This is a genomic window from Aestuariivirga sp., assembly GCF_965227715.1.
Taxonomy (GTDB): Bacteria; Pseudomonadota; Alphaproteobacteria; order Rhizobiales; family Aestuariivirgaceae; genus Aestuariivirga.
Genome location: NZ_OZ245771.1, coordinates 2,209,508 through 2,234,485, shown reverse-complemented (window position 1 = coordinate 2,234,485; position 24,978 = coordinate 2,209,508). Strand labels below are relative to the sequence as shown.

The window sequence follows — 24,978 nt, the reverse complement described above, 5'->3', positions numbered from 1 at the left end:
AAAGAGACAGTTTTCATGCGGCCACCCCGCGCCCGATACGATGGAGCGCGATGTGGTTGGCGTAGAGCCGCATCATCTCCCGCGCGGTGCTTGAGGGCGTGAAAAGCCGCGCCCGCCGCCGTGCGCGCTCAGACAAGCGCTGCAGGAGGCGTGGGTCTGCGAGCAGGCGCTGGACTTCGTCTGCGAATGCATGCTCATCATCAGGCGGCACAAACAGGCACGCACCAGCCCACAGTTCACGAAACACTGGTATGTCCGAGAGAACCAGCGCGCACCCCGCCATTGCTGCTTCGAGGACTCCCAACCCAAAGGGCTCATAGACAGCAGCGGAGGCATAGATCGGCGCCTGGGAAAGCCACAGCCGCATGGCATCCTGGTCAAGGCTGCCGAGCAGGCGCAGAGATGGTAAGCTCTGCTCTTCGCCTTCAGGCCCAACGGTGGAACCTGCAGCATAAATGGGGACACCGAGCAGCCGGGCTGCACGATCAAGCATCGCAACGTTCTTAGCCGCATCCCAAATCCGGCCAGACGTCAGAACGAACGGCGCACGTCGAGATGCATCGTCCGTTTCGCCGGGTTCTGCGATACAGCGCCCATTGCGGACCACCAAGGGCGGGGACGTGAGCTCATAGGCCTCTGCCACGGCATAGGCGTGGGCCGTCGTCGGTGCCACCACGGCATCACTGATGGCAAGACCCTTGGCAAGCTGCTCGCTCCGCCAGCGGAAATCAGATGGCATCGCCTTGCCAGGGTGAACGGCCCTCCACCACGTGGCGAGGCAGGAATGATGAACAGAGATAACCGGCATTGTGTATGCACCCGCCGCCGCAAGCGCAGGCGCATGAAGCTGAACAATGCTGCAGTCGTTTTCCGCAGCCAGCCGGGCGATCAGGTGCCCGGCTTCGATGATCTGCTCCGGCCGATGAGCCAGCCAATCAAGCGGCAACTCGGTGGGGATTATCAGAAGTGTCTCGATACGCCTGGCGGCTTCGGCCATCTGTTCAGATGGAGCAGGCCCAATCACGGCAAGGTGTACCTCCAATCCTGAACCGCAGAGCTCACGCGCGAGATCAAGCGAGTAGGTCCAAACGCCGCCAACGGCATCGGTGGTGAGGAGAATGCGGCTGCCGTTCAGACTCTCATCCATGGCCGCACTCCGCTTCGAGAGCCGAGAACGCGGTAGACCGCTGGTTCTGGATATCGCTGAATCGGTCAATGACCTCGGAACAGCAACCCTGCTCCGGGTCTTGCTTGAGGCGGGTGCCGGGAGTCTCACGGCTGAGGGCCGTAAGGCAGTGTTCGAGCGGGCGCTTCGTGACGGGTCGGCCGATGACGTTGGCACGGCCGGTTGTCAATGCTGTTTCCACTCGCCCAGTCCTTCCTTCAGGTGGCATAACTCCGATGAATGCAACCGGAGAGCCGGCAGGACGCCGAATCGAAGAACAAAGCTGTGGGCGCAAAGTTCCGTTTCGCACGGTGAGCGCATCTTCCAAAAACTGCGGAAGGCAATGTCTGCCGTCGCGGCGTGGCTGGTGCGCTGCTCTCTCGAGGCCGTTCGAAACAGGCGCTGTTGAGGCAATCAGCTGGCGGCAAGCCGCAGGAGCGCCTGTGCGGCATGTTCATCGGTAATCAGCGTGTTGCATTCAATGCTACGGACTATCGCCAGAATGGCCGCCGCACGGGACCGGCCGCCACTCGCCAGCACTTTATGACGCGCAGCTTTCAGGGTGCCGATGCCGACGGACATGCTGCGTGCATTGATCGGGTGCGGCACCGGCACTCCATGGGCATCAACAAAATTGCACATCACGTCGGCCACACATCCCATTCCCTGCAGCTCGGATATGTCCCCACTCGAGATGAAATGCCGGACGAGCGAACCATGATCAGCCGAAATATCACCTGCACTGACCACCGCGAGATCGAGCGTTGCTGCCATGTCAGTCAGACGGCCGAGGCCACAATCCTCGATCAGCCGGCGCTTGGTCTCCGCACTGTCGACAACGAGTGGCGCAGGAAAGAGGAAGCACTCGGCCTGCAGCGCACTGGCGAGACGCCAGGCGAATTCAAATGGATTGGCGAATTGGGTTTCAACAGCGCCGCCCATCAAGGACATCACCCGCACACCGCTCCGCTTTGGCGGGTTGAAACTGTCGAGCGCTGCCGTGAGCGTGCGGCCCCAGCCAACGCCGATGCTCATGCCGTCAATCACCGTCTCCGCAAGAAAGGCGCCGAGCGCCAGGCCCACGGAACGCCGCGTGTCGTCCTCGGCTGCGGGCGCTGGCACAACCACCGCCTCGTCAAGTCCAAGAGCGCGTTCAAGCTTGATCGCAAGCTCGGTGCGGGTGTCTCGTGTCCCGCCAATCGTGATCTTCACTTCGCCGCGCTGGCGCGCTTCCTCCAGCAAGCGGATGACTGTGGATCGGCCGAGCCCCAGCTGGTCAGCCACCTGCGACTGGGTCAGTCCAAAGCCGTGATAGAGCCAGGCTGCGCGCAGCCTGAGGGCGGTATCGTCCGCAAAGGCTGCCGTTGCTGCGCGCCGGAGTTTTGCCATCAGTGAGCTGTGCCGGAAAGAAGTGTGGCAACGGCGCGGTTCACCTGCGCTGCAGCTTCGATGTGCGGCAAGTGCCCCGCAGACGGTATGAGCAGTGACGTGCCGCCAAAGCGGTTAATTGCAGCCAAATCCGGAGGATTGATGCGGTCTTCCGTGCCAAAAACAACAAGGCGGGGAACATCCAAAAGGGCGATTTGCTGCGCCGTCTCCGAAAGCTGCGCTTCGGTCGCAATGATGCCTGCCGCAATGCGGCTGAGCGCGTCTCGCGCACCTGGTCTCGCAAGCTGTTCGATGACCCGCTGCACAGTCAGCCGGTTGATGAGTTGGGGCCGCACGACCAAGCGGTGAAGAAGGCCCGTTGTTTCATCGATTTCCGAGAGCCCGGGAAAGCGGGTGAGGAATGCATGATCGATGCCGGTGCCCAGACCGGCAGCTGCGATGAGCGTGAGGGACGCCACCCGCTCGGGATGTTTCGCTGCCATAAGCATCGCAATGCCGCCGCCGAGTGAATGGCCAACAAGATGCGCACGGGCAATGCTGTTTTCTGCGAGCACGCGGGAGACTTGAACGGCCAGTGCCGCCGGACTGGCATCGCCGCAATCCACATCAAGTGAGTCGCCGTGGCCTGGCAGATCAAGGGCATGAACGCGCGCCACCTGCATCAGCGCGGGCGTGTTGCCGATCCATGACAGGCGGTCGGATCCAAACCCGTGGATCAGCACGAGATCCGGACCCTCACCACCACCCGTCTTGAACGCTATACCGCTCATCAATCTTCGTCGATGAACGCGAGGGTCGCACCGGCGCTGGCAACCTCATCGGCGGGCACGAGGATTTCCGACAATGTGCCTGAGGCAGGTGCCTCCAGTTCCATCGTCAGCTTGGGCGTGGTGATGGTCAGCAGCATCTCGCCCCTTTCCACGCGGTCGCCTGCGCTCTTCGCCCAGGAGTCAATCTGCGCCTCTTCGATTTCATTACCGAGCTGCGGCATGATGACGGGGGTTCTCATGTGTTGTTCTCCTTGAATCAAAGCCCCTTGCGGGCGAGATCGCGGTCGTCCCAGTTCCGTATGCCGCGCTGGTTGCTGGGCTTGGCCGGATACATATGAGACGTGACAATCTCAATGATGTCGTGGCTCTGCGGGAAATAGGTCGTCTCCATTTCGGCACCGGGCACGATCCAGTTGGGAGCACCGAGCACGCGGGGCGCGGATTTGAGGCTGCCAAAGGCAAAACGCCCGATGTTGGACGCGAGCGTCATCGCAAACGAGCCACGTTCAGAAGCCTCGCTGACAATCAGGAGATGCCCCGTCTTGGTAACGGATTGCACGACGGGATCGTAGTTGAAGGGCACCAGCGACCGCGCATCAATCACCTCGAGCGACAGCCCATGTGTCTCCTCGAGTTCCGCTGCCGCGGCAAGTGCCGGAAACAAGGAAGGACCAATCGTGAGGACCGTCGCATGCTGGCCCTGGCGCTTGACGTCGGGCTCGCCCATGGGAATTCGGTAATAGTCTGGCGGCACGCCATCGGGTCTGAGAGTCTCGACCGTGTCATAAAGGCGCTGACTTTCAAAGAAGACTACAGGGTCCTCGCTGGAGAGGGCAGACGCCATAAGCCCCTTCGCATCATAGGGCGTTGCGGGATAGAGAACTTTGAGGCCAGGCATGTGCGCGACAAGGGCCGTCCAATCCTGTGAATGCTGCGCTCCATATTTGCTGCCGACGGAACACCGCAGCACCACCGGCAATCTCAGAATGCCGGCGGACATCGCATGCCATTTTGCCATCTGGTTGAAAATCTCGTCACCGGCCCGGCCGATGAAGTCGCCATACATGAGTTCGACCAGCGTGCGCCCGCCTTCCATCGCATGGCCTATTGCCGTGGCGACAATGGCCGCTTCCGAAATGGGGGAATTGAACAAACGCTCATAGGGCAGGATGTCGGAGAGCCCGCGATAGACGCCAAATGCGCCGCCCCACTCACGGCACTCCTCGCCATAGGCGATCAGGCGCTCGTCGTGGATCATGTGATGCAGGATGGCTTCGAACAGTGCATCGCGATAGGTGATGGCACGCATGGCAGAAAGCTTCTCGCCACCATCGCTCTTTCCGGAGCGCGCCTTCTTCGCGTCCTGCCTGATGCGCGCCGATGTTTCAGGTGCAGCAAGGAGCTTCGCCTCGCCATCAGGGACTGGACTCTCCACATGCGAGAACATCAACTGGCCAATCAGTGCCGGGTTGGCATGAATGTTGACAGGAGGTGCCGCAATAGGGTCGACGGCGGCGCGCGTCACCGCTGCGATGCTTGCGGTGACGCTCTCGCCCAGCGCGGTGACAGCGTCTGCATCCATGACCCCGGCCTCGATCAGCCGGGCGGCGAACTTGGCGATCGGATCATGTGCGTCCCACGCGGCAAGTTCTTCCCGCGTGCGATAAGCATTGGCATCCGTGGTCGAATGGCCACCGGAGCGATAGCATTCGACATCGAGCAGCGCGGGGCCTTCGCCATTGAGCAGCAGCTCGCGTTTCCGCGCCACAGCCTCGGCAACGGCAAGCGGGTTGGTGCCATCCACCGTTTCGGCATGCATGGCCTGCGGGTTGATGGCCGCGCCAATGCGCGAGAGTCTGTCCCAGCCCATGGTCTCGCCAATGGTCTGGCCGCCCATCGCATAGAAATTATTGGAGAAGAAGAATAGCACGGGCAGCCCGCCCTTGCGGGCGTCGGTCCATAGCGTCCTGTATTGTGCCATGGAGGCAAAATTCATCGCTTCGAACACCGGCCCGCAGCCGGTGGAACCATCTCCGCTCATGGAAACCGCAATCGAGTTTGTTCCAGCGAGCTTCTTTCGGAGCGCCGCTCCCGTGGCAATGCCTGCCGATGCGCCGACGATCGCATTGTTCGGGTAGGCGCCGAAGGGCGTGAAGAAGGCGTGCATGGAGCCGCCCATGCCGCCGTTGAAACCGTTGGCCTTCATGAAGATTTCTGCAAGTAGCCCGAACAGAAGGAAATTCTCCGCGAGGCTCGTCGCGTTGGAGGATGGAAGATGTCTTTCCACCGTCCGGAGTAATGCGCCCCCCTGATGGGCCTCCATGATCGCCTGAAGTCCGGATGGAGAGAGAAGCGCAATTGCCGACAGCCCCTTGGCAATGAACTCACCATGGCTGCGGTGGCTGCCGAAAACATGGTCATCCGCTGCCAACCCCAGCGCAGCACCCACCGCCGCCCCTTCCTGACCGAGCGAGAGATGCGCCGGGCCCTTATAAAGGTAGGAAATTCCCTGATAGCTGCCCTTGGCCTTGAAGGAACCGAGCATGGTCTCGAATTCGCGCACGATCATCATGTGCCGCAACACGTCCGTCAGTTGCCTGTCTCCGCGTGCCACACGCTCCTCGGCAAAGGGCTTTGTGTAAGCGTGAAGCGGAATGCGCGGAAAGTTCAGCTGGCCAGGACGGTGAAATTCTTCGGGCGTGACGTGGATGGATTTCGGCATGATCCTACAACCTAGACATTTGTGTTAGTGAATACGCAAATGTTTTGGAAACTGCAAGCCGTGGTTCATGCCCCGGGCGGGGCCTTCCCCTGCACCGGATCGATAGCTGGACTGGCAGTCCCGGCGTTTCACCGTGCTATTCTCTGGAGATGAGCACGACTCCCTCCCAAGCCGACCTCACCAACTGGCGCCAGCACCCTTGGAATATCTGGGGCTTCACTCATATCGAGGAACTGATCCCGACGGTGCCCATTCCCACGGCGGAATCTCCATCGGCTCTCCCATCGGGGCCGATGCTCGACCTGAAAAAGCTGCAAGTCGATTGGAATGGACAGCGCCTGACCGCACAGACCGTGCTGGACGAGACGAACACGGACGGATTTCTCCTCCTGAAGGACGGTGCGGTGGTGGCTGAGCGCTACATCGCCCAGATGCGGGAGACCCGGCACATTGTCTTTTCGGTCTCGAAATCCATCACCGCTACGCTGGCAGGAATTCTCGTGGGGCAAGGGCTGCTCGATACCGAAGCCCCCGTGACCTCCTACGTGCCGGAAGCCAAAGGCTCCGCCTATGGTGATGCAACCGTGCGCCAGGTTCTGGACATGACGGTGAGCATTCGGTTCGTGGAGGATTATCTCGATCCCGATGGCGACGTTGCGCGCTATCGTGTTGCCATGGGCTGGAACCCGCCAGGTGGAATGGCCAGCGCTGATGGCCTCAACGCCTTCGTCTCCAGCCTCCCCAAGGGGCCGCATGCGCATGGAGGCCGCTTCCATTATGTGTCTCCCAACTCGGACCTCTTGGGCTGGATCATTGAGCGTGCAGCGGGTGAGCGTGTCGCAAGCCTGCTCTCCCGTCATCTGTGGCAGCCCATGGGGATGGCGCAGGATGGCTTGATCACGGTGGACCGCCATGGCGCTCCGCGCACTGCGGGGGGAATCTGCACGAGCCTCGCCGATCTCGCCCGCATCGGTGAAATGATGCGGGGCAGGGGCCGCTTCAACGGCAAGTCAATCCTGCCGGACTCCTGGGTGGACGACATCCTCCACAATGGTGACCCCGCCGCTTGGTCACGTGGTGACATGGCAGCACTGTTCCCCGAAGGGCGGTATCGCTCCAAATGGTATGTGCCGGAGCGGTCTTCCAACGTTCTTTGCGCCATCGGCATTCACGGCCAGTGGATCTATGTCGATCAGGAGGCGGGGATGGTTGCGGTGAAACAGTCTTCGCAACCGATTCCCGCCGATGATGGGGCTGACCGTCTGACGCTGGCGCTTTTCCGGGCTCTCGCCAGCGAGCTGCGCTGAGGGATGGAACACATGAGCGAACGAGACGAAGCCTGGGTCCGCGAAGCTGTTCTCGGCAATTATGCCGAGCGTCCCTTGCACGCGCCGCCCCTCGGCCTTCGGATCTGGAGTTATTCCGACCGATTGTCGTACGCGCCGGGTGAACTGGTTCGGGTCAGCGTCTGCACCAATGCGAAGAGCTATGCCCTGGAGGTCATACATGATGGCCTCACCCCCCATACGGTATTTGCTCGCGATGGCCTGCCGGGTCATTGGCGCGAGACGCCGGATGATTGCTCCGTCACCGGCTGCGGCTGGCCTGTGTCGATTGAAATTCCAGTCTCGCAGGACTGGGCATCCGGCGGCTACATCCTCCGCACCCGCGCAGGCGGCGACGTGCACGACCATATGTTCCTCGTCCGGCCGGCACGGGTACGTGACAAGCGTGGCCGCCTGCTTCTGATCGCGGCGACAGCCACCTGGACAGCCTATAATGATTGGGGCGGCTCCAATCATTATCAGGGCTACTGCGGCCCCAAAGGAGATCGCTTTTCGCCAACGCTCAGCTTGCTCAGGCCGCTTGCCAAGGGCTTCGTCTCGCTTCCCGCAGATGCACCGCGCGCTGTGCTGCTGGATGATCCGCCGATCAATTCCGAGCCACGCTACCCGCATATGGAATGGGCCTTTGCCAATGGCTATTCCAAGAAATACATGTCCTCAGGCTGGGCCAGTTTTGAACGCCACTTCGTAACCTGGGCAGAGGCCCAGGGCTATGCGCTCGACATCATCAGCCAGACGGACCTGCATTATCACCCAGATCTGATCGAGGGTTATGGCTGTGTTGCCCTTGTCGGGCATGATGAATACTGGTCCTGGGAGATGCGAGACGCGATTGATGCCTATGTCCGCCAAGGCGGAAGAATCGCGCGCTTTGCCGGTAACTTCATGTGGCAGATCCGACTCTCTGATGAGGGCCGCACCCAGACCTGCTACAAGTACATCGCCCGCGCGGAAGACCCTTTCATGGCGTCCGGCCCGCGCAACCGCGTGACCGAATCATGGGAGGCGCACGAGATTGGGCGCCCGGGCGCCGCGACCTTCGGCCTCAATGCCACGCACGGGCTTTACGCCAGCTGGTCCGGCTGCTCGCCGCGAGGCGCGAAGGGATTTCCGGTTTACCGGCCGGAGCATTGGGCCTTCGAAAACACGGGCCTATATTATGGCGACATACTGGGCGGCGCGTCCCGGATCTTCGGTTATGAAGTCGATGGCCTTCCCTATGAGATCCGCGGTGGACTGCCATACCCCGCGGACACCGCTCAAGCCCCTGAAAACATTCAGATCCTTGCCCTCGGCCTTGCCGCAACCGTTGAAGAGGGCGCGACCATTCGGCCGGGACGCAGCTTCCTCGGAACAGAGGATGGAGAATATGTTGCCTCGGTTCTCACCGGGAGAATGGATGCAGAGGCGATCGAGCAGACAAAACGCGGCTGCGGAATGATCGTCAATTTCTCCAGCGGCCGGGGTGAAATCTTTCATGCGGGTTCGAGCGACTGGATCATCGGTCTTACGCGCAACGACGCGATGGTGCAGCAGGTTACGAAGAATGTGCTGAACCGGTACCTGGCCTAAGCGAAGCTACCCTGTGGAAGCCGGATGATGGCGCGAAGCCCCCCCTCCAGCCTGTTTTCAAGCTCAAGCTGCCCACCGAGCGATTGCACGATGCGGTTGGTGATCGCGAGCCCCAACCCGATGCCGCCAGAAGCTCGATTGCGTGAGCCTTCACCACGATAAAATGGCCGCAGGACTTCGCGCAGGTCACGCGCGGGAATGCCGGGACCGTTATCCTCAACCAGAATCAGCGCATCTTCCCGCTCACGCTTCAGCACGATGCGCACCGTGTCTCCGTAGCACCGCGCGTTCTGGATCAAATTATAGAGACAGCGCTTCAGCCCCGTACTGTCTGATGAGATCAGAAGCGGCACGGCCTCTGTTTCTTCCGCCACCTCTACGCCGGGAAAATCGTCAGCCGTGCCCTCGGCCAGTGCCAGCAGGTCCACCGTCTCATTTGCCGGCGGTGCAACGCCTGAGCGCGCAAAGTCGAGCACGGAGTTCACGATCTCCTCGATGTCGTGCACATCGGACACGATCTTCTCCCCCGCCTCCTGCTGAATGAGTTCGCAGCGCAGACGGATGCGTGTCAACGGCGTTCGCAGGTCATGGGCCAGCGCCACCGCAAGATATTCATAATCGGAGACGTAGTTCTTCAGCCGCTGCTGCATGGTGTTGATGGCCCGGATCAACCCGCGTGCCGGATTGCTGCCCGTCTCGTCGATTGGAGCGACCCGCAAGTCATGCCCGATGTCGGTCACGGCTTTCTCGAGCTGACGGTAAGGAGCCGTGAGCTGCCGAACCGCCCAGACGCAGGCCGCAACGACGAGCCCTGATAACACCACATACCAGAACAGGCTGTCTGGCGAGAGCAGGGGCGGCGGCGGAGCGCGGGGCGAACTCAGGTTCAGCCACATGCCGTCGGACAGCTGGATCGATGCAATGAAGCGGCCGCTGCTGGCGTAGCTCGACGAGAGCCGCGTGAGTCCAGTCTCAACAGGCCCCGGATCCTGGGAGCTGATCGAGGACATCGGGTTCCGCGTGCCGCCGCCGCTATTGTCTTCGGCCACGCGAAGTTCAATAGCGCCCCGTGCGGCAACACTGCTGAGCAGGATGTCTTCCGTCTCCGCGAGCTCGTCATCGCTTGCCACAGGGTCGTTCACCAGAGGCGCCTTGCCAAGGGAAACGCCGGGCGCCAGTTGATCGAGGAGCTTCACTGTTGCCTGGCGATCCGCAGCGGGCGCCAGTTTTATGGCGCGCATCGCGCCGTCTACCCGTTCCAGCAACCGCAGTAGATCCGCCGCACGGCTGTTCTGCGCAACCACATGCGTGGCGACCGACAGAGCAGTGATTTCAAGCGTGAACAAGGCGACCACCACGGTGATGATGAGCCAGCCCGGCCCGGGCCTGAGAAGCGTTTTCACCATCGGTTCACCTCGCCTGCCAGCAGATAGCCAACGCTTCTCACACTCTCGATGTTGAGGCAGACGCCAGCCTTCGCCAGCTTGCCCCGCAACCTGCTCAACAGCACGTCTGCACTCCGGTCGTAGAGCCCCGCCTGCCTGCCAAACACCGTTTGGAGGATGGTCTGGCGGGAGACCGGCACATTGGCATTGCCCAGCAGGAGCGCCAGCAATTCAAATTCGGCGAAGGTCAGGGCGACAGCAGCGCCACCGGGTGTTGACACCGTGCGGAGTGTTACATCGACCTTGAGGCCTGCATGTTCGAAGTTGCCGGGCGGCGGCATGTCTCCTCCTTCCCGCTCTAGCTGCCGCCGGCGCACTGCGGCGCGCGCCCGCGCCAGAAGCTCACGGGGTTCGAACGGCTTCACGATATAATCGTCAGCGCCGAGTTCGAGGCCCGCCACCTTGTCCGCCAGCTGGCCCATGGCGGTCAGCATGATGATCGGGACATTGCGTTCCGCCTTGAAATCGCGGCACAGCTCCAGCCCGCTCTTGCCGGGAAGCATGACGTCCAGAAGCACGAGGTCGAAGGACGATCGGTCAATGGCGGACTGGGCCATCCGCCCGTCATGCGCAACTTCGACTTCGAACTCTGATCGCTCGAGATAGGCTTTCACCAGTGAGCAGATGTCCTGGTCGTCGTCGACGATAAGAATGCGGGAAGCCATGTGCCGTATGCTCCTGACACTGCCCAAGAAGCAAAGGACTGTGGCGTCTTGACGGCACTGCGGCGTGCAACAAAATGCAATGATTTGACGTCAAACGTTACACCCTGTGCCGTGCAGCGAGTGGTAGACATTTCTCCAGACGGACGAACGGTGACCTGCTCATGATAAGGAAAACGCGAGCGAACTTACTGGCCGTCCTGTCAGCCTCGATGCTGTTTGCAGCACAGACCGATGCGTTGCAGGCAGTGGAGGTGAAGCCGGGTGTGAAGAGATGCGCACTGTTCCAGTCCCAGTTGACGGCGGCAGTCAAATCAAAACACATCGTGCTGTCGTCCCGGGAGAAATCACTCGAGGCCGAGGCACAGCAGTTCTGTTCCCAAGGGAAAACCGCACAAGGCAACCGCGCCTATGTGAAGGTCCTGAACGCGCTCGGCATTAAGCCCGATCTTGGAACCGAACACGTCGCAACAGGAGATATCCAATGAAGATCAATTCCGCCACTCTGGGCCTTGCCATGCTCGTCAGCCTTGGTGCCATCATGCCGGCCGCAGCTGCGACCACCGCCGCAAAGCCGGCGGCCACCGCTTCCGCCACCACACCAGCCAAGCCAACGCATTACTATGTTTCGCTCAAGGCGAAAGGTCCGGGCTGTGACGTCGTCAATGTGAAACCCGACACGAAGATGCTGGTCGGCAAGCACTATTACAAGACGGAATCAGATGCCGAGAAGGCAATGGCCGGCGCCAAGGCCTGCAAGGCCTGATACGCCCGGTCTCGCCCATCTCCATCCCGCTCGCGAGGCCATGGCGTCTCGGGAGGCTGCCGAGGTCCTGGCAGCCTCCCGGATTCATTTGCAAAGGCGGGATCAGGCCCCGCCGCAGCCATGTTCTGTATCGGAAGAAACCCAACTGCGCTTGGTCGCAAGGTTAAGTGTGTAGTAGACACGCCCTCTGACATCGCCTGCCGGACAATCGTAGGGCACCGTGATCAGGCACAGCACGGCAGCCTGGCCTGATATGATTCCATCAAAAGCGTGGCCGCGCTCGTACGAATAGACGAAGCTGCCATTGTCATATGTAATCGAGATGCCCTGGTCCGTGTTATCGGGGGTCAGAGGATTGCCGAAACGCGTGGTGATGTCCATCATATGGGTCTTGCGGCATTCTGCAGGTTTGGTGGGTGGCTCCTTGGAAAAGGCTGACGCATCCTCCGATGCGAGTGCTGCCCTCTTGGCAATTCCGTCAACGGCCATCGCCTGTGCCCAAGGGGCATCGCCGCCAAAGGTCTGGAGCGCGTTCCACTGCGCAGTCGCAATGCAAAGCTTGTCGCTGCCGCAGGAGGCACGGTCCCGCAAGAGAAGCCGCCCCACCTCTTCCTTTGGCTGATAATCGGGCTGGTAGGTCTGATAGGCGTCGGCAATCAGCGAATCGAGCTTCGAAAGCTCAGGATCCGAACAGATTGCCACTTCATCGGCCGCGGTGGCGCGGCTGCAATCGAAGGAGGGCGCGGCCAGGGCCTGCTGCCCGCACGCCACGAAGAACGTTCCGCCCGCCAGGAGCAATGTCAGCACGGCGGCTCTCAAGGTCTGCTTGTGCATCGCCTCACCTCGGCTATGACGTTCAAAGGGCCTTCTGCCGTCCGTATAAAAGAAGCATTGCAACAATAACCGCGCCGAAGATCAACTGGCGCCCCGCCTCTTCGATCTGCATCACTGACAGAATGGACTGTAGAAGCGTGATCAGCACGACGCCGGCAACGGTGCCGAGATAGGAGCCCTTCCCGCCCAGCACATGTGTACCGCCAAGGACCACCGCGGCAATGGCGGGGAGCAGATAGGCGTCCCCCATGGATTGCGCTGCCTTGGAGGCATAGCCAGCCAGCAGAACGCCTCCGAAGGCGGAGAGTGCGCCCGAGAGCACAAAGGTGAGCATGACAATGCGCCGCGTTCTGATGCCAGAAAGATAGGCTGCACGTTCACGGTTGCCGATCGCATAAATCGAGCGTCCGAAGGTTGTGCGATTGAGCAGGAACACTGCCCCAAGGCCAATTACCAGCCACACGAGCACACCATTGGGAACGGCCGGAATCAGCTCTCCGGTGGCCAGATAACGCATCGCTGGCGTTGCAGAATCCTGGGGCGAGAACCCGCCCGTGTAAACTACCATCAGCCCCTGCGTCACGGCGTTGGTCGCCAGTGTGACGATCATGGATGGTATTCGGAGATAGGCCGTGGCAAAGCCATTGAACAGGCCGATCAGCGCGCCGCAGAGAATGCCCACCGGCACTGCAAGCACCACGCCCATTGGACCGAAGCTCGCCGCAGCACAGGCCATCATCGCACCTGCGGTCACCACCCACGGAACAGAGAGATCGATCTGACCAAGCAGAATGACCATCATCGTGCCCGTGGCGATCACCCCCAGGAAGGATGCGACCTTCAACTGCTGGAGAAGATAAGTGGCCGAGAGAAAGTTACGCGAATAGATGGCGCCCACCATCAGCAGCAGAAGGATGCAGCCGAAGGCAATGAGGACTGCCGGGTCCACGCCACGTGGAAGTGGGAAGCTGCGTGCCTTGAGAGGTGGTGTGCTGCTGCTCATGCCCTTGGCCTCATGGGAACCAGTCCAGTTTGTTACGGACCCTGAGGAGCCCCAGCGCACTGATGCTGACGGCCGCAAGTAGGACCACGCCCTGGAAAAGCGGCTGCCAGAGCGGGTCAAAATCGAACACGAACAGCAAATCACCAATGGTGCGGAAGGCGAGTGCGCCAAACACCGCCCCGATGGCGCTGCCGCGCCCACCCATCAGCGAAACACCGCCCAGAACGACCGCCGCAATGGAGAACAAGGTGTAGGTGCTCCCGCTCGCGTAGGCGGCCTCACCCGTATAGCTGAAGAAGGTGAGATAGAGGCCGCCCACTGCAGAGAGGAGCCCCGAGAGCACATAGGCGGTGAACTTCGCAAGACGCACCGGCATGCCTGACATATAGGCCGCCTGCTCCGCTGAGCCCGCAGCATAGGCGGCCCGCCCGATGACGGAGCGGCTGAAAGGCACCCACACGAGCAGGATCACCGCGAGCAAGGCTGCAAAGCTGGCAGGCAGCACGCCGAACAGTTTTCCCGTCATCGCATCTGCCAGCGTCTCGTTCACGGCCCCTCCTGGGAAGGGCCTGAGGAACAGAGCGATCCCATAGAACATGGCGCCAGTGGCAATCGTCGTGACGATGGGCTGCAGTCTGCCGAAGATGACGATCAGCCCGTTTACCGCGCCGCACAGTGCACCCGCCATCAGAACGCCAATGACGCCGAGCATGGTTTCGCCCATCGTGCCGACGACGATCCAGGAGGCAAGGCAATTGGCGAGCGTCAGAATCATGCCCACCGACAGGTCGATTCCGGCCGTGATGATAACAATGGCTTGCGCCATGGCCACGAAGGCCAGGAGTGTCGCCTTGTTGGCAGAGGTCTGCACCACATTGGCGGTGAAGCCTGCCGGATGGTTGCTGACATAAAGCACGAACATGAAAACGAAGATCGCAACAGCGAGCAGCGTGTTCTTGTTTTCCGCCAGCCAAAAGCGCCAATCTCTCATGCCGGATGCGCCTCGCCGATATTGAGGGCGCTTGCCACTAACGCATGTTCCGTGATGGCCTCACCCTCCAGCGTGCGCACGATTGCACCATCATACATCACCAGCACCCTGTCACAGCAGCCAATCAATTCGTCATAGTCGGTCGAATAGAACAGGATCGCCACGCCGTCTTCCGCGAGCTTGCGCAGAAGCGCGTAGATTTCCTGCTTGGTCCCCACGTCGATGCCACGCGTGGGATCATTCAGGAGCACGACACGTGGATTGTTCATCAACCATTTGGCAATCACCACCTTCTGCTGATTGCCGCCGGACAGGGATGAGACGGGGAGATCGGGATCTGCGACCTTGATCTTCAGAAGGTCAATCATGCGCGCCACCTTCTGCGCGCGCTCCTTGCTATTGATGATGCCGTTGGACGACACGCGGTCGAGCGCTGCAAAGCAAAGATTTTCCGCAATGCTCATCGGCAACATCAGCCCCTCTGTCTTCCGGTCCTCGGGGATCAGTGCCATCGCGGCCTTGCCGCTCTTGGCGTCAGAGGGATCGCCGATCTCCGCCGGATGTCCAGCGATTTCAATGCGGCCGTTGACGCCGCGCAGAACACCAAAGAGGGCGAGCAGCAGTTCACGCTGGCCCTGTCCGTCAAGCCCTCCAAGCCCCACGACTTCGCCTGCATGCAGCGACAGGGAGATATCATTGAGCCGCCCGGCCCAGGAAAGGTCCCGGCAGGTCAGGGCGGGCACTGACTGTCTCTCACCAGTGAACTTTGGCGGAAAGACATTTTTGTATTCCCGCCCGATCATGAGTTCCACGACTTCCGTGTCCGTCTTTGTTCCGGCGGCATAGGTCGCAATCTTGCGGCCATTGCGGAACACCGTGCAATCATCAGCGAGTTCGGCAATCTCATGCATGCGGTGTGAGATATAGACGATCGCGGTGCCTTCCTGGCGCAGCCGCTTGATCACGTCAAAGACGTTGCGTACATCCGCCGCCGTCAATGCCGACGTCGCCTCATCAAGGATCAACACGCGTGGCCGGCGTGCCAGCGCCTTCGCGATTTCCACCATCTGGCGGCGTGACAAAGACAGGTCTCTGACGAGGGCGGAGGGATGAATGCCGGAAGCTCCGGCGTCCGCCAGAGCCTTCTCGGCCTGCACGCGTTGCGCCTTGCGGTCAATGAGGCCGAAACGCCGGGGCGGATTGCTGATAACGATGTTGTCAGCCACGGGCAGGTCCGGAATCAGCGACAATTCCTGGAACACGCAGACGATCCCCGCAGCATTGGCGGCGGCAGGCGTTGCAAAACTCACTACCTGGCCGTCAAGCGTGATTGCCCCTTCATCGGGCGCCACCACCCCGGCCATGATTTTGATGAGCGTCGATTTTCCGGCCCCGTTTTCGCCCAGCACGGCATGAATCCGGCCGGGCAGCACTGACAGGTCCGCGTCCTTCAATGCCGTCACGCCGCCATAGCGTTTCGACACGCCTGTCATGGTGAGCAGGGGCTGAGCCAAGTGGTTACGCCTTTGCAGTGAACGCCGCACCGCGGATCGGGTTTGATCCGCGGTACAGCCGGTTCAGGCCGAAATTTGCGTTACTGGTTTTCCTTGCTCTGCCCCATGATTTCCTGCGCCGTAAAGTTGATACCGCAGGTGGGGAAGGAGTTGCCGACGAAGAAGTTATCCGACTGGTCCGGATAGTAGTCAGCATTTTCCTTGAAGTTCGGATCTTCGACGATGGCCGTGGGCAGCTTGATCGCCTGCGGGACCACCTGGCCCTCGAGTGCGGCAATGGCAACCTTGATGGCAACAGCCACCTGGGCAGGTCCGGTGCCCGCGGATGAGCACTTCAGGCCCTCACCGGCGTATTTGGCGCAGAACTTCCGGAAGCCGTTTTCCGTTTCGCCACCGAAGGGAACGAAGGGGTGCTTGGCATCCATCATCGCCTGAACGACACCCGTGTCGCCGCCCTGCGCGGTCACGCCATCGAAGGGACCGTTGGTGGCAATGGCATCGGCCGCCACCTTCTGGGCAACACCGTCATCCCACTTGCCGACGACCTCGGTGACGTTCCACGTCTTGCCCGAGGCATCAAGCGTCTCATGGATGCCGTTATGCCGGTCCGTATCAACTGACGTTCCGGCAACGCCGCGCACTTCCAAAATCTTGCCGCCATTGGGCAAATGGTTCACCAGCCAGTTACCCCACAGCACGCCGAGCCCCTTCTGATCAACGTTCACGTTGATCGCATCCTGGGTATCGAGCGTGTTGTCGAAGGCGACGAGCACCACACCGGCTTCCTTGGCGCGCTTGATGACCGGGCCGAAAGCCGTCGGGTTCTGCGCGTTGACGACAATTGCGTCGTAGCCCGCATCGATGAAGTTGTTGATGGCGGAGATCTGTGCGGGCACATCTTCGCCGGTTGAAACCACTTTGAATTCCTTCAACTTCGCCGCCACTTCAGGCTGCGCGGCATAGGCTTTGGCGGTCTGGATCATCTGAATGCGCCAGGTGTTCGCAATGTATCCATTGGCCAGCGCAATGCGATAAGGGCCATCCTTCTTAGGGAATTGATAGAACTTCGTCTCGCCGGACCAGGGCGCCATGCAGTCAGGCTCCGTCGCCGGACCGCTGACGGTCTCGAATGCATAGGCGGCGGTCACGCCACTCAAAAGAGCTCCGGCCACGCCAGCCAACAGCAGACGTTTGATCGACCTTGCAATCATCTCGTGTCCTCCCAGACATTGCCGTAGTTTTGTTGATGCCCGCGTGGCCTGCGGCTTGCCATCTATGCAGCGAGCTCAAGATAGCTTATCAGAGATGACAGCGCTGTCAATTGGTCGCAGCATGGCTTCCAAACGAGTGCAATTGCGAGGGAACGCCATTTACACGTGATCAGGCGATGTGTGCCGCCGGGACGGGAAGAAATGAAACGCCAAGTTGATAAGCGGGTCGCCAGCCGCGTGACCCTGGACGATGTCGCCGAGAAAGCGGGGGTGAGCGCCATCACCGTCTCCCGTGCGCTTCGCAATCCGGGCATGGTTTCGGAAAAACTCCGCCGCCGCATTGAAGGCGCTGTCCTGAAGCTCGGCTATGTGCCCAACATGGCCGCAAGCAGGCTGGCCTCGGCGCGCAGCCATGCCATCGGCGTTATCGTGCCCACGCTCTACAATGTGATCTTCGCGGAATATCTGCAGGCCCTTCACGAGGTGTTCCTGCCGGAAGGCTTCCAGGTCATTGTCGTCAACAGCCGTTATTCCCAGGAGGAGGAGGAGAGTGCCGTGCGCATTCTCCTTGGGCAGCACGTGGAGGCGATGATCATCGTCGGCGTAAATCACACGCCGCTGGCAAGGCGCCTGCTCATGCGCTCCCGTATCCCGGTTATAGAGACATTCCAGATTGCACCGGAACCCATCGGCCTCAACATCGCTCTGGACCAGGTGCAGGCAGGCTATGACGCCACACGGTTTCTTCTCGACAAGGGATATGAGCGGGTTGGCTTCCTGCTCGGCCAGCGCGATGAACGCGCGCTCGAGCGTCTTCAAGGCTTCAGCAGGGCGATGGCGGAACGGGGCTTGGATGGCGAGCAATTGGCCATGTCTTTGCCGAGCCCCAGCACCATTGCGCTCGGGGCGGAGCTCATGGCGTCGCTCCATGCACGGCGGAGAGTTCCGGATGCACTTTTTTGCATTGACGACAATCTGGCACTCGGCGCCTTGCAGGAGTGCCGGCGCCTTGGGCTGAAAGTGCCAGACGATGTCGCGATCTTGGGCTTTCACGATCTGGAGTTCTCTGCCTGCTCCTCTCCTTCCCTGTCATCCGTTGCCACGCACCGGCATGAGCTTGGCGCACTCGCCGCGAAATGCGCACTCGAAATGATCGGTTCAAGCGTGCGGCGCCGCAGGGAAAGTCTCAACCTTGGTTATGAAATCAAGGCCCGCGAGAGCACGTCCGAAGCCGCCGTGCTACGCCGCAGACAGTGAAGTCCCCTCATTCCCCGCGCCGTGGCGACCCGTGATGCTGGGCAATCCTCCAGTTCCCGTCAATGCGGACGAGGGTCCATGTCAGCCGGTAGGGCATCAGCTGCTGGCCGTCGAAGAAATCGACATGCGCCGCGGTCACGGCCACGTCTGCGCTGCTGTGGCGGATCACGGGGTCAGGATAGGCCGCCACCCGCATGCCTGCCGGGCGGTTTCCAAAATAAGCGCGGATGGCATCCCGCCCGTTCTGCAGTGCGTCCACGGCGCCGAACAGCATGGCGTCAACCGTATAGAGTTCCATGTGGCGATCGAGATCATGGGCGTTGAACGCCTCGATCCACTGTTCCTTCAGACTTTCGATTGTTGATGTGTTGATCATTGTGCACCCGGGTCCCCACCATTGCGCTACCAGTCTACGCTCCTGGGAACGTTCGGCAATGCCCAAGGGCATGAGGGATTGCCGGTTCAAACGCCATATGCTTCACTTCCACCAACGTTAGGTTTCCTCATGAACGCGCCAGAACCGCGATGGATGCGCAAAGGTTATAATGTTGAGGCGATGAGGGTTCAGGCTCGCGCCGCCTTGCCCCGTTCCATTTTCGATTTTGCCGATGGCGGGGCCGAGGAAGAGTACACCTTGCAGCGCAATGAGCGCGCCTTCGAAGAACTGGAGCTTCTGCCGCAGCCGCTGAGGGGTGCGGCGATGCGGGACCAGTCCGTCACACTCTTCGGCAAGAGGCTGAGCATGCCTGTGGTCATAGGTCCCACTGGGCTGTCAGGACTCTTCTGGCCCGACGGTGAATGCTGCACCGCGCGGGCGGCTGCAGCCGCGGGCACGGCCTTCTGTCTCAGTCACGGCTCTGTCTGCACGCTGGAGAAGCTGGCCGGGGCGACGGCTGCCCCCAAGTGGATGCAGGTGTTCATCTACACTGACAAAGGCTTCACCCGGGAACTGGTGCAGCGTGCCGCCTCAGCCGGCTATGATGCACTCGTGCTGACAGTCGACAATCAGCTGCTCGGCAATCGGGAGCGCGACAAACGGAACGGTTTCAGCATTCCACCGAGGCTCAACGCCTCCACTCTCGCAGGCATGGCAAGTAAGACGGGCTGGTTGTGGCGCATGCGCAAGGAGCTGCGCCACATCACCTTCGGTAATTATGTGAAAGCTGGCGAAACCGCCAGGATCAGCGAACTGGCGGGCCGCATGGCCTCTCTGCTGGACCCCTCAATGTCATGGAGCGATGTTGAGGCTGTCCGAAAGCTCTGGCCCGGCCCGCTCATCCTCAAGGGCCTCTTGAGCCCGCAGGAAGCTGCAACGGCCGTCAAGCTGGGGATTGATGGCATCGTGGTATCGAATCATGGTGGCCGCCAGCTCGATGGTGCGCCGGCAACGCTCGAAGCGCTGCCGCCGATTGTTGATGTGGTGGCCGGAAATGCGGCTGTCCTTCTCGATGGCGGTGTGCGCCGGGGGGCTGATGTGGTGAAGGCGCTCGCACTCGGTGCGAAGGCATGCCTCATCGGCCGTCCACAGCTCTGGGGACTGGCCGTCTCCGGAGAAGCGGGCGTGGCACATGTGCTTGACCTCTACCGGCGCGAGATTGACCGCGTGATGGGCCTCTGTGGCATCTCCAGCATTGCGGAGATCGGCCGCGACACGCTCTTCCATAAAGCTTCCAGGAGCGCTCCATGATCAACGACCCGCCGCTGCTGAAGATCCGCGCCACGCAATTGCGCTCACCGGCCGGGCAGGTTGCAGCCTTCGCAGGGCTTCAAACGGGCTATGCGGTGGACGCCATGGGCGGGCGCGGTGCGCTGGATTTCCGCATCAAGCCGCTGTGGCCACTCCCCCAGCCCCTGGCGGGTGTGGCGCTCACCTGCCAGTGCGGCCCCGCGGACAATCTCGCCCTGTTCGCAGCACTCGGCTCGGCCCGGCCGGGTGACATTCTCGTCGCGGCCACGGATGGCTTCACGGGGACGGCCGTCACAGGCGATCTTCTCATGGGCATGGCGCGCAACCTCGGCGTGGTGGGGCTCGTCACGGACGGTCTCGTGCGCGATCTCACCGGACTGGTGGGCGTGGGCCTTCCTGTCTTCTGTCGAGGGCTCACCCCCAATTCCCCGGTTCGCAATGGTCCCGGCACCGTGGGAATGCCGGTGGTCCTGGGTGGCGTCACCATCGAGTCGGGTGACATTCTGCTGTGTGACAATGATGGGGTTGTCGTGATCCCGCGTGCACAGGCGGGCGAGATTATCGAGAACCTTGCTGCAGTACGCGCCGCCGAGGCATCGCTGGAGGCAAAGGTGAAGGCAGGCCTTGGCGTCCCGGACTTTATTCAGTCCATCTTGGACTCAGCGAGTTGCCGCTACGAGGGTTAGGCGCTAGGCTAAGGCAACAGCGCAAAGGTGATGACGGACATGGGCAACGTGAGAATAGGGATCAACCCGATCACCTGGTCGAATGATGACGTGCCTGAGCTCGGCGGAGACATTTCACTTGAAACCTGTCTGTCCGAAACCCGGCAGGCAGGCTACGCCGGGATCGAGCTTGGCGGAAAGTTTCCACGGAAGAGCGAGGTCTGAAACCAATCATGGATGGTTACGGCCTGAAGCTCATTTCAGGCTGGTTCGATGGGCGCTGCTGCGAGCGCGACGTCGCAGCGGAGATGGACGCCATCACACCACATTTGCAACTCCTCAAGGACATGGGCAGTTCGCATGTGGTCTATGCCGATACCTCACGCGGCCGTCATGGCGCGATCTGGGATCCCATTTCGAAGCGGCCCGCGCTCTCACCGGACGAATGGCCCGGTTATGGCCGCCGCCTCACGGAACTTGCCGAGCGCATGGCGGACTTCGGCGTTCGCATGGCCTTCCATCACCACATGGGCACGATCGTGGAAACCGACCAGGAGGTCGATCTCCTGATGAAGCACACTGGCCCCGCGGTGGGATTGCTGTTTGATACCGGGCACTCGCTGTTCGCGGGCGGCGATCCGCTGGCCCTGCTCAAGCGCAACGTGTCCCGCGTCGTTCACGTGCATTGCAAGGATGCGCGCCGTGCCATGTTGGAGAAGGCGCGGCAGGGCGACATGAGTTTCATGGCAGCCGTCATGGAGGGCATTTTCACTGTGCCGGGGGATGGTTGCATCGACTATCTGCCGATCCTCCGCACGCTTGCCGATAATGGCTATTCCGGCTGGCTGGTGGTGGAGGCAGAGCAGGATCCGCGCAAGGCGCACCCGCTCACCTACGCCGAAATGGGTTTCCGCAATCTGAAGGCAGTAACGGAAGAAGCGGGCCTCACCGTCATCAGCTGAGCTACTTTATCGCGCCCAGCGTCAATCCCCGCACCAGATGGCGCTGGACGAAGAAGGCGAAGATGACGATCGGCAATGCACCGATCACACCAGCTGCGGACATTGAAGCCCAATCCGTATCGATCCGCCCGATCAGCGTGGCCGTGCCGCGCGGCATGGTCATGGCGCGCGGGGTGGATGTCAGTACCAGCGCGAACATGAACTCATTGAAGGTAACGATGATGGCAAAAATCGCCGTGGCCACCATGCCCGGTGCCGCAACCGGCAGAACGATCCGGCGAAAGGCGCCAAAGCGGCTATCACCATCCACCATCGCCGCCTCTTCGAGATCCACGGGAATTTCACGAAAGAAGCTCTCCATCATCCAGACGCAATAGGTGATGTTGAACGCGGTATAGGTAATGATCAGGCCTAGCCATGTATCGATCAGGTTCAGTCTAAGCATGAACAGGAAGACCGGGATCAGGATCACCACCGGCGGCACGATGCGCATGACGAGCAATGAAAGTCCGATGTGCTGGTCAAGCCCGAACGGAAGCCTGAATCGGGCAATGGCATAAGCCCCGAGCGAACCGCAGATCAGCGCCAGCAGCACGGAAACGCTCGTCACCACGATGGAATTCATCAGAAACTGGCCGAAGTCCTTGGCCGCGAAGAGCCGCGTGAAATTGTCGAAGGTGGGCGCATGGGGATAGAGTGTCGCGTCCTGGGTGATTTCCTTATTGGTCTTGAGAGATGCCGCGATCATCCAGTAAATCGGCAGCAGCACGATGGAGATGACGAAGCCCATCACGGCATATCGCGCCCACACCCTGATCATGCAGCCTCCACCCGCTTGAGCAGGCGCACGGCTGCCAGTGCCGAGGCGAGGATGATGACGCCCATGGTCACGAACAGGGCCGCCGCATAGCCCGTTTGCTGGAATTTGAAGGCCGTATCATAGCCGAAGATCGAGAGCAGCCGCGTGGCCTCCCCCGGGCCCCCGCGCGTCAGCACGAAAACCTGGTCGAATGTGCCAAACGCATCAATGGTGCGGAGAACGATGGCGACGGCCAGGATGGGCCGCATCATCGGCAGCGTGTGGTCCCAGAAAACGCGCCACGCGCCCGCCCCATCAACCCGCGCTGCCTCCAGTGGTTCGACGGGCAGTGACTGGAGTCCGGCCAGAAGGATGAGGAACATCAGCGGCGTCCACTCCCACACATCGAGCGCCACCAGGCCCATGAAGGCGCGGAGTGGCCGCCCGAGAATTTCCACGGACCCGCCGCCCAGCGTTTCCGAAATGGCCGTCAGCATTCCGGCATCGCTCGCATAGATAAGCCGGAAGACGATGGCGACGACCACCGGTGTGACCACCATTGGAATGATGAGGATCGTCCGCATGAAGCGGATTCCACGAACCTCTCGTGAGCAGAACAGCGCCAGCAGAAAGCCCAGGATGGTTTCGATGATGACGGCGGAAGCGACGAATGAGACAGTGACCATGAGGGAGTTGAGAAACTGCGGATCGCTCCATAGCTGCACGTAATTGTCGATGCCGACGTCCCGCAGTGCCTTGCCATAACGATAGAACTTGGTGCTCGCCCGAAGCCCGTCAATCAAGGGATAGAGCAGCACGGCGAAGACGATGAGAAGCGAGGGCGCAAGCAGGAGGTAGGGCAGGACCCTGTCGAGTCCCGCCCCCTGAAGCCGATCCTTGCGGATCAGCTTCTTCTTCACGGATAGTAGCCTGCCTGCTTGAGATAGGCCGTCACCTGCTCTGCGGCCGCGTCGAGTGCGGCGCCGCCGCCGCTTCCTGCCTGCAGCGCCTTGTTGAGTTGGATGCCGAGAAGCTCTTCGACCTTCGCCCAGTCGGGTGTGCGCGGCCGCGGCTCGGCACCGGCATCAAGCTGCTTCAACGCGACTGGGATCAGGCGATTGCCGGGCTTCGCCACCGCAAAGCCTGAACGCCTGACGGGGATTGATCCTGCCTCGGCAAGCTTCGCCTGGGTTTCTGGGCTCGTGTACCACTTCAGAAACGCAATGGCGTTTTCCTTGTTGGGTGCTGATTTGGGGACACCCGCAATGAAAATGCCCATCTGAGAAATGGCCTTCTCCTTCTTCGGAACCACGCCGAAGTCGAGCTTGCCCGCAACTTTGGTCTGCGCCGGATCATCTGCCTTCAGGGCATTCCCGGAATACTGGATGATGGCCCCTGCATTCCCACCGAGAATCGCCGCCCCTTCCTGGTCCGAATCGAATTCGACGACGCCAGGAGGCGCATTCTCCTTCATGGCACCAACGAAGAAATCAGCCGATGCCTTGCCTGCGTCATTGTTGAAGGTGACGTTCCATTTGTCATCAAAGAACTGCCCGCCATAAGACAGGAACACAGGGTACCAGCTGGTGACGATGGGGTTGCCGCTCACCCCGCGGAATACCACGGGATATTTGATCTTGCCGGCCGCGACTGCCTCCTTGCCTTTCGCAATGACATCATCCCAGGTTTCGGGCGCCCCATCGGCAAATACGTCGTTGCGGTAGGTCAGGGTCTGCAGGTCGCCCACGAAAGGCACGGTGATGAGCTTCGGCGTTACATCTTCAAAGCCCTTGACGCGCGGCCCCTTGCGCGGCGGCCAAAAGCCCATGTCGATCATGGATCCGATCCAGTCCGGGTCGGTGCCATCAATGCCGCCGGCGCCGAGGTCTTCCAGAACATCTGCCGCGCCGAATTGCGGCACCCACGGATCGTCAAGGAGATAGAGGTCATATTGGCCTGCACCGCTCTGCGCGTCGGCAAACCATTTTTCCAGTGTCACGCCATATTCATCCTCGAGAAACTGGATGTCGAAACCCTGTTCCTTGGCGAGCGGAATGATCTTGTCCTTGAACGGCGTCAGGCCGCCATCAGAGAAGGCGCCAATCACCACCTTCTTTCCCTCCGCCCAGGCCGGCACGGGGCCTGCCGCATGTGCGAGCACCGCGCCGATGGCGAGCGCAGCGCTGCTCTGGAGTAGCGTTCGACGGGTCATTCCGGC

General features: G+C 61.0%; 25 protein-coding genes. 9 read left to right on the top strand and 16 right to left on the bottom strand.

All coding sequences use genetic code 11. The features are described 5' to 3' along the window. Window positions 1-13 precede the first annotated feature (13 nt). From ACO06F_RS10465 to ACO06F_RS10445, 5 genes are all read right to left on the bottom strand, one after another. Window positions 14-1,147, bottom strand: coding sequence for a glycosyltransferase family 4 protein (locus ACO06F_RS10465; RefSeq protein ID WP_421692702.1), 1,134 nt, complete (start codon window positions 1,145-1,147; stop codon window positions 14-16). A gap of 432 nt (window positions 1,148-1,579) precedes the next feature. After that, window positions 1,580-2,554, bottom strand: coding sequence for a sugar-binding transcriptional regulator (locus ACO06F_RS10460; RefSeq protein WP_421692701.1), 975 nt, complete (start codon window positions 2,552-2,554; stop codon window positions 1,580-1,582). After that, entirely contained in the window at window positions 2,554-3,324 is a 771-nt protein-coding gene (locus ACO06F_RS10455; RefSeq protein ID WP_421692700.1) for an alpha/beta fold hydrolase, read from the bottom strand. Before ACO06F_RS10455 ends, ACO06F_RS10460 begins: the two co-directional genes overlap by 1 nt. After that, a complete protein-coding gene (locus tag ACO06F_RS10450; protein WP_421692699.1) occupies window positions 3,324-3,563 on the bottom strand; it encodes a biotin/lipoyl-containing protein in 240 nt (79 codons plus the stop codon). Before ACO06F_RS10450 ends, ACO06F_RS10455 begins: the two co-directional genes overlap by 1 nt. Window positions 3,564-3,580: 17 nt before the next feature. After that, the gene (locus tag ACO06F_RS10445) at window positions 3,581-6,046 is read right to left on the bottom strand and encodes an alpha-ketoacid dehydrogenase subunit alpha/beta (protein ID WP_421692698.1); all 2,466 of its coding nucleotides are present in this window, start codon (window positions 6,044-6,046) and stop codon (window positions 3,581-3,583) included. Between the two features lie 149 nt (window positions 6,047-6,195). Between ACO06F_RS10445 and ACO06F_RS10440 the strand changes: the two genes are divergently transcribed. Both ACO06F_RS10440 and ACO06F_RS10435 read left to right on the top strand, forming a co-directional pair. After that, window positions 6,196-7,353 carry a serine hydrolase domain-containing protein gene (locus ACO06F_RS10440; RefSeq protein ID WP_421692697.1) on the top strand — a complete coding sequence of 386 codons (1,158 nt, stop codon included), beginning with the start codon at window positions 6,196-6,198 and terminating at the stop codon, window positions 7,351-7,353. Between the two features lie 12 nt (window positions 7,354-7,365). Further along, entirely contained in the window at window positions 7,366-8,964 is a 1,599-nt protein-coding gene (locus tag ACO06F_RS10435; protein WP_421692696.1) for a N,N-dimethylformamidase beta subunit family domain-containing protein, read from the top strand. On the opposite strand, the gene ACO06F_RS10430 is transcribed toward ACO06F_RS10435, so the two are convergent. Both ACO06F_RS10430 and ACO06F_RS10425 read right to left on the bottom strand, forming a co-directional pair. Continuing rightward, complete coding sequence (locus ACO06F_RS10430) at window positions 8,961-10,370, bottom strand: ATP-binding protein (protein ID WP_421692695.1); 1,410 nt, start codon at window positions 10,368-10,370, stop codon at window positions 8,961-8,963. The two genes, ACO06F_RS10435 and ACO06F_RS10430, sit on opposite strands and share 4 nt — an antisense overlap. After that, window positions 10,364-11,074: a response regulator transcription factor gene (locus ACO06F_RS10425; RefSeq protein WP_421692694.1), complete on the bottom strand. Its 711-nt coding sequence runs from the start codon at window positions 11,072-11,074 to the stop codon at window positions 10,364-10,366. Before ACO06F_RS10425 ends, ACO06F_RS10430 begins: the two co-directional genes overlap by 7 nt. A gap of 161 nt (window positions 11,075-11,235) precedes the next feature. Between ACO06F_RS10425 and ACO06F_RS10420 the strand changes: the two genes are divergently transcribed. Both ACO06F_RS10420 and ACO06F_RS10415 read left to right on the top strand, forming a co-directional pair. Further along, on the top strand, window positions 11,236-11,559 hold the full coding sequence (locus ACO06F_RS10420; RefSeq protein ID WP_421692693.1) for a hypothetical protein: 324 nt from the start codon (window positions 11,236-11,238) through the stop codon (window positions 11,557-11,559). Continuing rightward, a complete protein-coding gene (locus ACO06F_RS10415) occupies window positions 11,556-11,837 on the top strand; it encodes a hypothetical protein (protein ID WP_421692692.1) in 282 nt (93 codons plus the stop codon). Before ACO06F_RS10420 ends, ACO06F_RS10415 begins: the two co-directional genes overlap by 4 nt. A gap of 102 nt (window positions 11,838-11,939) precedes the next feature. Here ACO06F_RS10415 and ACO06F_RS10410 read toward each other — a convergent pair whose 3' ends face one another. The 5 genes from ACO06F_RS10410 to ACO06F_RS10390 form a co-directional block, all read right to left on the bottom strand. Next, the gene (locus tag ACO06F_RS10410; protein ID WP_421692691.1) at window positions 11,940-12,671 is read right to left on the bottom strand and encodes a lysozyme inhibitor LprI family protein; all 732 of its coding nucleotides are present in this window, start codon (window positions 12,669-12,671) and stop codon (window positions 11,940-11,942) included. A gap of 22 nt (window positions 12,672-12,693) precedes the next feature. Further along, window positions 12,694-13,674: an ABC transporter permease gene (locus tag ACO06F_RS10405; protein WP_421692690.1), complete on the bottom strand. Its 981-nt coding sequence runs from the start codon at window positions 13,672-13,674 to the stop codon at window positions 12,694-12,696. A 10-nt stretch (window positions 13,675-13,684) separates the two neighbouring features. Next, the gene (locus ACO06F_RS10400; protein ID WP_421692689.1) at window positions 13,685-14,665 is read right to left on the bottom strand and encodes an ABC transporter permease; all 981 of its coding nucleotides are present in this window, start codon (window positions 14,663-14,665) and stop codon (window positions 13,685-13,687) included. Next, a complete protein-coding gene (locus ACO06F_RS10395) occupies window positions 14,662-16,158 on the bottom strand; it encodes a sugar ABC transporter ATP-binding protein (RefSeq protein ID WP_421696659.1) in 1,497 nt (498 codons plus the stop codon). Before ACO06F_RS10395 ends, ACO06F_RS10400 begins: the two co-directional genes overlap by 4 nt. Before the next feature lie 101 nt (window positions 16,159-16,259). Then, window positions 16,260-17,390 (bottom strand): sugar ABC transporter substrate-binding protein, encoded by a 1,131-nt coding sequence (locus ACO06F_RS10390; RefSeq protein WP_421692688.1) that lies wholly within the window; start codon window positions 17,388-17,390, stop codon window positions 16,260-16,262. Window positions 17,391-17,591: 201 nt separating this feature from the next. Between ACO06F_RS10390 and ACO06F_RS10385 the strand changes: the two genes are divergently transcribed. Further along, window positions 17,592-18,647, top strand: a complete 1,056-nt coding sequence (locus ACO06F_RS10385) for a LacI family DNA-binding transcriptional regulator (protein WP_421692687.1) — start codon at window positions 17,592-17,594, stop codon at window positions 18,645-18,647. Window positions 18,648-18,654: 7 nt separating this feature from the next. Here ACO06F_RS10385 and ACO06F_RS10380 read toward each other — a convergent pair whose 3' ends face one another. Beyond that, window positions 18,655-19,023, bottom strand: coding sequence for an SgcJ/EcaC family oxidoreductase (locus tag ACO06F_RS10380; protein ID WP_421692686.1), 369 nt, complete (start codon window positions 19,021-19,023; stop codon window positions 18,655-18,657). 204 nt (window positions 19,024-19,227) lie between these two features. On the opposite strand from ACO06F_RS10380, the gene ACO06F_RS10375 reads away from it, so the two are divergent. The 4 genes from ACO06F_RS10375 to iolE are packed head-to-tail and all read left to right on the top strand — an operon-like array spanning window position 19,228 to window position 21,961. Beyond that, complete coding sequence (locus tag ACO06F_RS10375; protein ID WP_421692685.1) at window positions 19,228-20,334, top strand: alpha-hydroxy acid oxidase; 1,107 nt, start codon at window positions 19,228-19,230, stop codon at window positions 20,332-20,334. Beyond that, window positions 20,331-21,020, top strand: a complete 690-nt coding sequence (locus ACO06F_RS10370; protein ID WP_421692684.1) for an RraA family protein — start codon at window positions 20,331-20,333, stop codon at window positions 21,018-21,020. Before ACO06F_RS10375 ends, ACO06F_RS10370 begins: the two co-directional genes overlap by 4 nt. A gap of 39 nt (window positions 21,021-21,059) precedes the next feature. Then, entirely contained in the window at window positions 21,060-21,224 is a 165-nt protein-coding gene (locus ACO06F_RS10365; protein ID WP_421692683.1) for a hypothetical protein, read from the top strand. A gap of 8 nt (window positions 21,225-21,232) precedes the next feature. After that, window positions 21,233-21,961, top strand: coding sequence for a myo-inosose-2 dehydratase (gene iolE, locus ACO06F_RS10360; RefSeq protein ID WP_421692682.1), 729 nt, complete (start codon window positions 21,233-21,235; stop codon window positions 21,959-21,961). Window position 21,962: 1 nt separating this feature from the next. Here iolE and ACO06F_RS10355 read toward each other — a convergent pair whose 3' ends face one another. Genes ACO06F_RS10355 through ACO06F_RS10345 form a run of 3 tightly spaced genes read right to left on the bottom strand, consistent with a single transcriptional unit; the run spans window position 21,963 to window position 24,972 of the window. After that, window positions 21,963-22,781, bottom strand: a complete 819-nt coding sequence (locus ACO06F_RS10355; protein ID WP_421692681.1) for a carbohydrate ABC transporter permease — start codon at window positions 22,779-22,781, stop codon at window positions 21,963-21,965. Beyond that, on the bottom strand, window positions 22,778-23,680 hold the full coding sequence (locus ACO06F_RS10350) for a carbohydrate ABC transporter permease (RefSeq protein WP_421692680.1): 903 nt from the start codon (window positions 23,678-23,680) through the stop codon (window positions 22,778-22,780). The genes ACO06F_RS10355 and ACO06F_RS10350 overlap by 4 nt, the downstream gene beginning before the upstream one ends. Then, window positions 23,677-24,972, bottom strand: a complete 1,296-nt coding sequence (locus tag ACO06F_RS10345) for an extracellular solute-binding protein (RefSeq protein ID WP_421692679.1) — start codon at window positions 24,970-24,972, stop codon at window positions 23,677-23,679. The genes ACO06F_RS10350 and ACO06F_RS10345 overlap by 4 nt, the downstream gene beginning before the upstream one ends. Window positions 24,973-24,978 lie beyond the last annotated feature (6 nt).